Source organism: Pseudomonas sp. RW10S2 (genome assembly GCF_014268985.1).
GTDB lineage: Bacteria > Pseudomonadota > Gammaproteobacteria > Pseudomonadales > Pseudomonadaceae > Aquipseudomonas > Aquipseudomonas wayambapalatensis.
Genome location: NZ_JABWRO010000162.1, coordinates 1 through 10,342, shown reverse-complemented (window position 1 = coordinate 10,342; position 10,342 = coordinate 1). Strand labels below are relative to the sequence as shown.

The 10,342-nt window shown below is 61.8% G+C and carries 10 protein-coding genes and 2 tRNA genes; 7 read left to right on the top strand and 5 right to left on the bottom strand.

What is annotated here, in order from left to right:
• Positions 1-38: 38 nt before the first annotated feature.
• Positions 39-806, bottom strand: coding sequence for a class III extradiol ring-cleavage dioxygenase (locus tag HU729_RS23790; protein WP_186711723.1), 768 nt, complete (start codon positions 804-806; stop codon positions 39-41).
• A 102-nt stretch (positions 807-908) separates the two neighbouring features.
• Here HU729_RS23790 and HU729_RS23785 point away from each other — a divergent pair, with 102 nt between their 5' ends.
• Positions 909-1,556, top strand: coding sequence for a thiopurine S-methyltransferase (locus tag HU729_RS23785; protein ID WP_186711722.1), 648 nt, complete (start codon positions 909-911; stop codon positions 1,554-1,556).
• Positions 1,557-1,627: 71 nt separating this feature from the next.
• On the opposite strand, the gene htpX is transcribed toward HU729_RS23785, so the two are convergent.
• Both htpX and HU729_RS23775 read right to left on the bottom strand, forming a co-directional pair.
• Complete coding sequence (htpX, locus tag HU729_RS23780; protein WP_063543804.1) at positions 1,628-2,515, bottom strand: protease HtpX; 888 nt, start codon at positions 2,513-2,515, stop codon at positions 1,628-1,630.
• A gap of 227 nt (positions 2,516-2,742) precedes the next feature.
• Entirely contained in the window at positions 2,743-3,954 is a 1,212-nt protein-coding gene (locus tag HU729_RS23775; protein WP_186666831.1) for a pyridoxal phosphate-dependent aminotransferase, read from the bottom strand.
• A gap of 168 nt (positions 3,955-4,122) precedes the next feature.
• Between HU729_RS23775 and msrB the strand changes: the two genes are divergently transcribed.
• Both msrB and HU729_RS23765 read left to right on the top strand, forming a co-directional pair.
• Positions 4,123-4,518: a peptide-methionine (R)-S-oxide reductase MsrB gene (gene msrB / locus HU729_RS23770; protein WP_186666830.1), complete on the top strand. Its 396-nt coding sequence runs from the start codon at positions 4,123-4,125 to the stop codon at positions 4,516-4,518.
• A gap of 13 nt (positions 4,519-4,531) precedes the next feature.
• On the top strand, positions 4,532-5,020 hold the full coding sequence (locus tag HU729_RS23765) for a glutathione peroxidase (RefSeq protein WP_186666829.1): 489 nt from the start codon (positions 4,532-4,534) through the stop codon (positions 5,018-5,020).
• Here the strand turns inward: HU729_RS23765 and HU729_RS23760 are convergent.
• Positions 5,010-7,322, bottom strand: coding sequence for a response regulator (locus HU729_RS23760; RefSeq protein ID WP_186711721.1), 2,313 nt, complete (start codon positions 7,320-7,322; stop codon positions 5,010-5,012). The genes HU729_RS23765 and HU729_RS23760 overlap by 11 nt on opposite strands.
• A 225-nt stretch (positions 7,323-7,547) precedes the next feature.
• On the opposite strand from HU729_RS23760, the gene HU729_RS23755 reads away from it, so the two are divergent.
• On the top strand, positions 7,548-8,438 hold the full coding sequence (locus tag HU729_RS23755) for an ATP-binding protein (protein WP_186666827.1): 891 nt from the start codon (positions 7,548-7,550) through the stop codon (positions 8,436-8,438).
• A complete protein-coding gene (locus HU729_RS23750; RefSeq protein WP_186666826.1) occupies positions 8,435-8,917 on the top strand; it encodes a GAF domain-containing protein in 483 nt (160 codons plus the stop codon). Before HU729_RS23755 ends, HU729_RS23750 begins: the two co-directional genes overlap by 4 nt.
• A gap of 52 nt (positions 8,918-8,969) precedes the next feature.
• Here the strand turns inward: HU729_RS23750 and HU729_RS23745 are convergent, their stop codons facing one another.
• Positions 8,970-9,737 (bottom strand): hypothetical protein, encoded by a 768-nt coding sequence (locus HU729_RS23745; RefSeq protein WP_186711720.1) that lies wholly within the window; start codon positions 9,735-9,737, stop codon positions 8,970-8,972.
• A 337-nt stretch (positions 9,738-10,074) separates the two neighbouring features.
• Here HU729_RS23745 and HU729_RS23740 point away from each other — a divergent pair.
• A tRNA-Glu gene (locus HU729_RS23740) sits at positions 10,075-10,150 on the top strand.
• A 4-nt stretch (positions 10,151-10,154) separates the two neighbouring features.
• Positions 10,155-10,230: transfer RNA gene (locus HU729_RS23735), tRNA-Gly, on the top strand.
• Positions 10,231-10,342: the final 112 nt, after the last annotated feature.

The window sequence follows — 10,342 nt, the reverse complement described above, 5'->3', positions numbered from 1 at the left end:
GGGGGATTTTTTTTGCCTGTCGATTGAGGTCTGTGGAGTCAGTCGAACCTGTAGATATCCATTCCCAGTGCTCCCATCGTGAAGCCCTGGTGGACGATCCCGAACCTGTCGCCTGCACCCATGGCAAAGAACAATGGCAGGAGATGCTCATCACTCGGGTGGTTGCGCACCGCGTAGGGAGCCTGCTGTCGATAGTCTTCCAGGGCGGCCGTATCCTCTGCCTTCAATTGCTCGACCACCCAGTCGCGGAACGCCCGTGCCCAGGGCTCGATGGCGTCTGGCCCGGCGTGCCAGTCCAGTTCGCCCAGGTTGTGGGTGATGCTGCCGGAACCGACGAGCAGTATCCCTTGGGCGCGCAATCCGGCCAGTGCCTTGCCAACCTGCAGCTGCAGGGCTGGGCCCTGGCGGCCGGGCAGCGACACCTGGATTACCGGGATCCCAGCATCCGGGTACATGAGCGACAGTGGCACCCAGGTGCCGTGGTCGAAGGGGCGTTGTGCATCGAGCTGGGCGGACAGGCCGGCGTCACTGAGCAAGCCTGCTACCTCGCGCGCCAGTTCGGGGGCGCCAGGTGCTGGATACTGCACGGCATACAGCGCAGCGGGGAAGCCGCCGAAGTCGTGCCAGGTCTGTGGCTGCGCGCTACTCATCACCTGCAGTTCCTGGCTTTCCCAGTGCGCGGACACCACCACGATCGCCTTCGGCCGTGGCAGGCCTGCCGCCAGGCTGGCCAGTGCGGGGCCGCTGGCGCCGGGTTGCAGGGCAAGCATGGGGGAACCATGGGAAATGAACAGGCTAGGCAGCATGGCAGGGTCCTGAGCGGTTAAGATGCCGCCATCTTCGATCAGCTACAGATCGATATCCAATATAAGTTTTGCAAGTTATCTATCGAAATATTCGGAGGAATCATGGAGCCAGCGTTCTGGCACAAGCGGTGGGCGGACAATCAGATCGGCTTTCACCAGTCGCAGGTGAACCCGTACCTGCAGGCGCACTGGCCAAAGCTGGAATCCGGCAGCCAGGTGCTGGTGCCTTTGTGCGGCAAGAGCCTGGATGTCATCTGGTTGGCGGGGCAGGGGTATCGCGTGCTGGGGGTGGAATTGTCGCAACGTGCGGTGGCGGATTTCTTCCTGGAGCACAAACTCGAGCCCGAGGTGTCACGGCATGGGGCCTTCGAGGTCTGGCGCAGCGGCCTGGTGGAGTTGTGGTGTGGTGACTTCTTCGCCTTGCAGGCGGAGGATCTGGCACAGTGCGCGGGGCTCTATGATCGCGCTGCGGTGATTGCATTGCCGCAGGTGCTGCGTACCCGTTACCTTGCGTTGCTGTCTGACTACCTGCCGACGGCTTGCCAGGGGCTGATGGTCACCTTGGATTACGATCAGTCGCGTCTGGACGGGCCGCCGTTCTCGGTGCCGGATGACGAAGTCCGGCGCGGGCTTGCTGGATGGCAAGAAGTGGCCGAGTTGCAGGCGCCGGACATTATCGAGGACAGCCCTAAATTCCAGAAAGCGGGAGTCGGCAGCCTGGTGGAACGGGTGTATCGGTTGCAGCGTTGATCGGCCTTCTGACCAGAAGACGTGCAAAGAAAAGGGCGACCTGAGTCGCCCTTTCCATTTACCGCGTTGAATCAGCCGCGACGACGCAGTGCATCGATACGGTCTTCCAGCGGCGGGTGGCTCATCAGCAGGCCGGCGAGGCCCTGCTTGAGGCCGCCGTTGATGCCGAAGGCCTTCATCGTATCGGGCATGTGCACTGGCATACCTTGTTCCGAACGCAGGCGCTGCAGTGCGGCAATCATCGCGCCAGTACCTGCCAGGCGGGCACCGGCTTCGTCGGCGCGGTATTCGCGGCGACGCGAGAACCACATGACGATGATGCTGGCCAGGATGCCCAGGATCAGTTCGGCGACGATGGTCGCGACGTAATAAGCGATGCCCTGGCCTTCTTCGTTCTTGAAGATCACCTTGTCGACGAAGTTGCCGATGATACGCGCGAAGAACATCACGAAGGTGTTCACCACGCCCTGGACCAGTGCCAGGGTAACCATGTCGCCATTGGCGACGTGGCCGATCTCGTGGGCCAGTACCGCGCGTACCTCGTCCCGCGAGAAGCGTTCGAGCAGGCCTTGCGAAACGGCGACCAGTGCGTCGTTGCGGTTCCAGCCAGTGGCGAAGGCGTTCGCCTCGTAGGCGGGGAACACGCCCACTTCCGGCATCTTGATACCCGCCTCGCGGGACAGCTCCTCGACCGTCTGCAGCAGCCACTGTTCGTGGTGGGTGCGCGGCTGGGTGATGATCTGGGTGCCGGTGGTCATCTTCGCCATCCACTTGGAGATGAACAGCGAAACCAGCGAGCCAGCAAACCCGAACACGGCGCAGAAGACCAGCAGGCGGCTCAGGTCCAGGTCGACGCCGTTGGCGGCCATGAACCCGTTGAAACCGAACAGGCTGAGGGTAATGCTTGCAACCAGCACCACCGCAAGGTTGGTGGCTACAAACAACAGAATGCGCATCATGGTTGTTACGTTCTCCTGACGGATGAAAATGTCGCTCTACTGCGGGGTATATAAGGTGGCGGCCGAGGCGATTCAACTGGCCGACTATTTCAAACTGTGTATCGCGAAGTATGACAGAGATGCGGCGGATCGCCGGGGGATAGACCGTTGCAGGATGTAAGAATTCATCCGTGGGGCGGAGGGCGTCGTGCCAACATGGCCGGTTGGCACGACAAGGCCTTGATCGCTTACTGCGAGTAGGTGCGCAGGAAGTTGCCGATACGGCCGATGGCTTGCTCCAGGTCATCCACCCGCGGCAGGGTGACGACGCGGAAGTGATCCGGCCACGGCCAGTTGAACGCCGTGCCCTGGACGATCAGCAGTTTCTCCGACAGCAGCAGGTCGAGGACGAACTTCTCGTCGTTGTGGATCGGGCAGACCTTCGGGTCGATTTTCGGGAACGCGTACAGGGCACCCATTGGCTTGACACAGCTGACGCCGGGGATGGCGTTGAGCAACTCGTAGGTGCGGTTGCGCTGTTCGAGCAGGCGGCCCGGCGGCAATACCAGGTCGTTGATGCTCTGGTAGCCGCCCAGCGCGGTCTGGATGGCGTGCTGTGCGGGCACGTTGGCACACAGGCGCATGTTGGCCAGCATGTCGATGCCTTCGATGTAGCTCTGCGCGTGGTGCTTGGGCCCGGAAATGATCAGCCAGCCGGAGCGGAAACCTGCGACCCGGTAGGACTTGGACAGGCCGTTGAAGGTCAGGCACAGCACATCCGGAGCGAGCGAGGCGGTGCTGATGTGTACGGCTTCGTCGTAGAGGATCTTGTCGTAGATCTCGTCGGAGAACACCACCAGGTTGTGCTGGCGGGCCAGCTCCAGCATGCCGAGCAGCAGCTCCCTGGAGTACACCGCGCCGGTCGGGTTGTTCGGGTTGATGATCACCAGGGCCTTGGTGTTCGGAGTGATCTTGGCCTTGATGTCGTCAAGATCCGGGAACCAGTCGGCCTGCTCGTCGCACAGGTAGTGCACGGGCTTGCCGCCAGCCAGGCTCACTGCTGCGGTCCACAATGGGTAGTCGGGGGCCGGGATCAGCACCTCGTCACCGTTGTTGAGCAGCGCCTGCATCGACATCACGATCAGTTCGGAGACGCCGTTGCCCAGGTAGATGTCCTCGATGCCAACGCCTTCGATCTGCTTCTGCTGGCAGTACTGCATCACCGCCTTGCGCGCGCTGAACAGCCCTTTGGAGTCGCTGTAGCCCTGGGCGGTCGGCAGATTGCGGATCACGTCCTGGAGGATTTCGTCCGGCGCTTCGAAACCAAAGGGCGCCGGGTTGCCGATGTTCAGCTTGAGGATGCGCTGGCCTTCCTCTTCCAGACGCTTGGCGTGCTTGAGCACCGGACCGCGAATGTCGTAGCAGACATTGGCGAGCTTGTTCGATTTGCTGAACTGCATGATGTGATCCCGAATGGATAAGTCGCGGGGCGCTGTCGTCAAAAGGTTTGAAAAGGACGGGGCGCGGGTGCCAGACTGATCGTCTGCGCACAAGCCAACTAATATACGTGCCACCCGCGCCAGGGAAAAGACGGCGCAGGGTGAAATTCAGCCTGCCGAGGTCCATCCATGCAAAAGATCGACAAAACACTTGAAGAATGGCGTGAGATGCTCGATCCCGCCCAATACCAGGTATGCCGCCTGAAGGGGACCGAGCGACCGTTCACGGGCAAATACAACAGTGAAAAGCGTGCCGGTGTCTATCACTGCATCTGTTGTGATCTGCCGCTGTTCGATTCGCAGACCAAGTTCGACTCCGGTTGCGGCTGGCCGAGCTTCTACGCGCCGATCGAGGAGAGTGCGATGATCGAGATCCGCGACACGTCCCACGGCATGATCCGCACCGAAGTCACCTGCGCCCAGTGCGACGCGCACCTGGGTCACGTGTTCCCGGACGGCCCGCCACCGACGGGGCTGCGCTACTGCATCAATTCGGTTTGCCTGGATTTCAAACCGCACGACTGAACGGAGATTCGACATGGCCGATGCGTTGCTGGACATTCCCTGCGTCACCCTCAAGGGCGAGCAGAAAACCCTGGGCGACTTCGCCGGCAAGGCGCTGCTGGTGGTCAACACCGCCAGCCAGTGCGGTTTCACGCCGCAGTACAAGGGGCTTGAGAAGCTGTGGCAGGACCATGCCGCCCAGGGCCTTGTCGTACTGGGCTTTCCGTGTAACCAGTTCGGCAAGCAGGAGCCGGGCGATGCGTCGGAAATCGCGCAGTTCTGTGAGCTCAACTTCGGCGTGAGCTTCCCGCTGTTTCGCAAGATCGAGGTGAACGGCCCTGGCGCCCACCCGCTGTTCGCCGAGCTGAAGAAGCGTGCGCCCGGCCTGCTGGGGACGCAGAAGATCAAGTGGAACTTCACCAAGTTCCTTGTCGATCCGTCCAGCGGCCAGGTCACGCGCTATGCACCGACCACCAAGCCGCAGGCGCTGGAAGCGGATATCGAGCGTCTGCTCAGCCGCTGACCGGCACCCAGTGGTCGATCAGGGCGAGTAGCTCTTCGCGGCGGAACGGCTTGGCCAGGTAGTCGTCCATGCCCGCAGCGCGACAGCGTTCGCGCTCTTCGGGCATGGCGTTGGCGGTCAGGGCGACGATTGGCAGGTCGGGCCAGCGCCCGCTCTGGCGGATGCGCCGGCTGGCCTCGTAGCCATCCATCACCGGCATGTTGCAGTCCATCAGTACCATGTCGAAGCCTTCGCGCTCGAGTATCTCCAGCGCTTCGGCACCATGGGCGGCAACCTGTACCTGGCAGCCGAGCTTGCCGAGCATGCCCTTGGCTACCAACTGGTTTACCGGGTTGTCTTCCACCAGAAGGATCTGCGCGCGCCGCTCCAGCAGGCGGCCGGCCTCGGTGGGTGCGGGGGTGGCATTCTCGCCTTGCAGGGTGCGACGCAGCATCTGGTACAGGGCATTGCGCGCCAGAGGGCGTGCCTGCTGGTGCAAAGGGGCCAATTGCGCGGTTTGCTCGCCGGGCAGGAAGTTGCCATAGGCCGTGACCAGCAGGATCGGTGCGCTGAGGCCGTGGCGCAGTTCGAACAGGTGCTCGGCATCGTCGGTGATGAGCAGATCGATGGCCATGCCTTCGAGCCCTCTGGGATCGTCGCGTCGCTGATAATCCAACCCCCAGCTTGGCAAAAGGCCGTGCAGTAGTTCAGCCAGGCCGCTTGAGGCATTGCTCAGTGCCACCACCTGACCCTTCAGCGGCGCAGGCGAGACCGCTTCGGTGTGGGTGGGCAGGGGCAGGTCGGCGCTGAAGCGGCTGCCGAAGCCGGTTTGCGAGTGAATATGCAGGTGCCCGTGCATGGCCTTGCACAGGTTGTGGGTGAGCGCCAGGCCCAAGCCGGTGCCGCCGTACTGGCGGGTGATGCCAGCGCCAGCCTGGGTGAAGGGCTGGAAGATGCGCACCTGGGCTTCCTCCGGGATTCCGATACCGGTGTCGCACACTTCAAGGCGTACGCCGCCGACGATGCTCGAAAGGCGAACGTCGACGCGCCCGAAACGGGTGAACTTGAGCGCATTGGACAGCAGGTTGCTGACGATCTGGCGCACCCGTGTGGGGTCGCCGAGCACGGTGCTGGGAAAGTCCGGAGCGATCAGGCAGGTCAGCTCGACACTGGGCGCGGCGTTCTGCGACAGCAGATTGGCGGTGTCCTCGACCATTGCCCCCATGTCGAAAGGAATGCGTTCGAGCTCCAGTTGCCCGGCATCGAACTTGGACAGATCGAGGATATCGTTGAGCAGCTCGACCAGCACCTTGCCCGAGTCGTGGGCGATCGACAGCTGCTGGCGTTGCTCGGCGGTCAGCCCGCTGTCCAGGGCCAGGGCGATCATGCCGAGCATCCCGTTGAGCGGTGTGCGGATCTCGTGGCTCATGTTGGCCAGGAAGGCGGCGCGCGCCTGGGCCATGTCCAGGGCGCGGCGGCGGGCCTCTTCCAGTTCCTGGTTGGACTGGCTCAGCCGGTTGTTGCTGGCCTTGAGTTCTTCGGTACGGGCCGAGACGATGTCTTCCAGCTCGTTGAGGTATTGGGTGAGGCGGTTTTCGGCGTTGCGCCGCTGCTGGATTTCGGTGGCCATGCTGACGAACTGCTGGTTGGCGACTTTCACCAGTACCCCGATCTCATCGTGCTCATGACCGGTGGGGTAGTCCAGGCGCGTCTGTCCGGGTTGGCGTGGATCGCTGCCGCTCAGGGCGCCGATGACAGTGACCAGCGGTTTGGTCAGCATGATGTAGAACAGCCCCAGGAGAATACCGGTCAGCACCAGGCTGCGGGCGAAGCCGTTGAGCAGGGTGATGCCGGCGCGGTCGAGAAAGCGGCTGCCGAAGGCGTAGGTGTCGACATCCAGGTACAGGGTGCCGAGGTAATCTTCGGGCATGTGGGCGAGGAACAGGCGGTCCTTGAACTGGCGTTGCTCGCCGAACAGGAAGTCGCTGAGCGGCCGGTAGCTGTCTTCCTGGCGCGGGCGATGGACGTCGGCCAGCACCGTATCGTTGTTGTCGATCAGGCGCGCACGGATGATCGCTGGCGATTGCAGCAGCCCGCCGGTGAGCTCCTGAGCCAGCTCGGCGTCGATGTTGTAGGCGATGCGCGAGGCCGGGTCGTGGCTTATTTGCAGCAATGCCTGCACTTCGCGGTTGATGGACGCGTCTTCGCTGGCATAATCGATGCCGATCTGGATGAGACTGAGCAATGTTCCCAGGATGAAGCCGACCAGGACTGTCAACCGGGCTTGCTTGTATGACAGGCGATTGGTGAACTTGATATCCATGGTTCCCGAGCCGGTTCAACGCCCCTTGCGCTGCGCAAGCATAGCCGATCAGCCCCGGCTGCTGGCGGGTCTGTCTGTTGTTTCGAGCGATCCAATCAATGGGCCGGTGTGCGGCCATCGCGGGACGAGCCTGCTCCCACAACCTCTGTTGGCTCTGTAGGGGCAGTCTTGTCGCGCTATGGCGGCGCTCCGGCTCCTGAACCGGTCTTGATTAAGGAAACCTTCATGGACACCCGCCTCATTGCATTCCTGGAACACGCCGAATCCATACTGACCCGCCTCGAACCGCTGCTGCCGGCGCCCCGACCGCAGATCGACTGGTCGTCGACCCTCGCTGCGCGCTGGCAGCGTGATGGTCGCAGTGGCTACCTCATGCCGTTGGAAGTCAGCCTGGACATCCGACTCTCGGACCTGATCGGCGTCGATCAGCAACGTGAGCAACTGGGCCGCAACACCCATCAGTTCATCAATGGCATGCCCGCCAACCACGCTCTGCTGTGGGGCTCGCGGGGCACCGGCAAGTCGTCGCTGGTGCGTGCGCTGCTGGCCGAACATGCCAGCCAGGGCCTGCGCCTGATCGAGATCGAGCGCGATCACCTGGCCGACTTGCCGCGGGTGGTCGAGCAACTGCAAAAGCTCGAGCAACGCTTCATCCTGTTCTGCGACGACCTCTCGTTCGAGGCGGGAGAGGGCGACTACCGCGTGCTCAAGAGTGTGCTCGATGGTTCGCTCGAGCAGGCGCCGGACAACGTCCTGCTCTATGCCACCTCGAACCGCCGTCACCTGGTGCCCGAGAAGCAGAGCGACAACGAAAACTGGAAGATGATCGATGGCGAGCTGCACCCCAACGAAGCGGTGGAAGACAAGATCGCCTTGTCTGACCGGTTTGGCTTGTGGTTGTCGTTCTATCCGTTCACCCAGGAGCATTTCCTCAACGTGGTCGAGCACTGGATCGGCCAACTCGCGCGACCGGCCGGGCTGGCCTGGCAGCGCACCGAAGAACTCGACATCCTCGCTGCGCGCTGGGCCACCGGCCGCGGCAACCGTAATGGCCGTTGTGCCTACCAGTTCGCCCGCTACTGGGTCGGACTGCAATTGCTGGAGCAGAACCAATGATCGACCTCAACGCCAGCGGCAAAGGCCTCGATGGCTATGACCTGCTGGCTGCGCAAGTACAGGCGTTGTTCGCCGACGAACGTGACTTCATCGCCAACGCCGCACAGTTCTCGGCATTTCTCTACCACCAGGTGGAAGACCTGAACTGGGCGGGTTTCTACCTCAACCGCAACGAAGAACTGGTGCTCGGGCCATTTCAGGGGCAGGTGGCGTGCGTGCGCATCGCATTCGGCAAGGGTGTGTGCGGCGCGGCCGCAGCCACGCGGCAGACCCAGCGGGTGGAAGATGTGCATGCATTCCCAGGTCACATCGCCTGTGACAGCGCGTCCAACAGCGAGCTGGTGATCCCGCTGGTAAAGGAGGGCAGGCTGATTGGCGTGCTCGACCTGGACAGTCCGAGCCTTGCGCGTTTCAGTGAGGCCGATCAGTGCGGGCTTGAACGCCTGGCGTCGATCTTCCTGGCGTTGAGCGACTGCTGAAAAACAAGAAGGGCCGCTTTTTGCGGCCCTTCTTGTATTCAACGGTTGTGGATCAGTCGTAGATCACCCGCTTTTTCCACGTCTCGTCTTCATCGGTTTTCAGGCCCTGGGTCAGCGCGTTCTGGTCATTTTCGGCCGGCTCCATCTGGTCCAGTACTTGCGCGTTGGCGCGAGCGAGCAGTTTTTCCAGGTAGGTCAGCTGCTCTTCATATTGTTTCGGTTCCGGTTGTTTGCGCAGGTACTGCACGCCGCGTTCGAACGCCAGCCGCGCATGGCCTGGTTGATTCTGCTGCAACGCCTGCTGGCCGAGGTTATTGAAGAACTCGATGTGCAGTAGTACCAGGATGTGGCGAATTTCCCTGACCCAGTACTTGCTTTCGTTGGACTGCAGGAAGTTTTCCTGGGTAGCGCGCACGATCTGGTTGTGCAGCGACTCAAGCAGGAAGCGCACGTCCTTGGCTTTGACCTCGGTCTGAATCGGGCTCGGCGGGTTGTTGACCGGCAACTTGTCGCCCTTGGCAATCAATCCTTCGAGTTCGGTGATGCGCGCCTTGAAGTCGCCGTTGTGCTTGTCCAGCGCCAGCAGGCGCTGATTGAGGTTGAGCTCCAGGCGGGTCAGCAGCAGCTTGAGTGCCGGGGTCATCAGTTGGCCGGGGAAGGTTTCGGTGATCTCACCGCAGCGGCGCAAGCGTTCGGTCAGCTCGACTTTAAGGCGCGCGCGCTCGAGCTTGGCGTTTTCCACGACATTGTTGAGGTAGCCGATCACGATCAGCAACGCGATACCCGCCACGATGAGCAGGGTGATCAGAAGTGGTGTCACCGTTAACGCCTCATGAAGAAGTTTTGCATCATTGAGTGTAGTGAGTTCGCCAGGGGGCGAACAGTGCAGCCTGGCGGACAGGTCATACCCATGGGTGTCGGCGCAAGGTCGAAAATCTACAGTGCTGGCACTTTGATGCGAGCTTGCCGGGCTGGCGTCAGAAAAGCAACGCCAATCCCCGGGCGCATCATGCGCGACCTATGTACAGGGGCGGAAGTCGTTGATTTAAATAAATTTCCACAAAGGGGTTGACGGCTTGTCGAGGCATCCATAGAATGCGCGCCACTTGCAGCGTAAAGCACACAGCGAAACGCGGCAGGCAGTGAAGTTGTAGCGTGTCCCCTTCGTCTAGTGGCCTAGGACACCGCCCTTTCACGGCGGTAACAGGGGTTCGAGTCCCCTAGGGGACGCCATATTGCGGGAATAGCTCAGTTGGTAGAGCACGACCTTGCCAAGGTCGGGGTCGCGAGTTCGAGTCTCGTTTCCCGCTCCAGTTTTAAAACTGTGGCGTCCATTGACGGTGCAGCGGTAGTGAAAGGCTCAGGCCATTCACGCCACATGCGGTTTTGCTTCACATTGCGGGAATAGCTCAGTTGGTAGAGCAC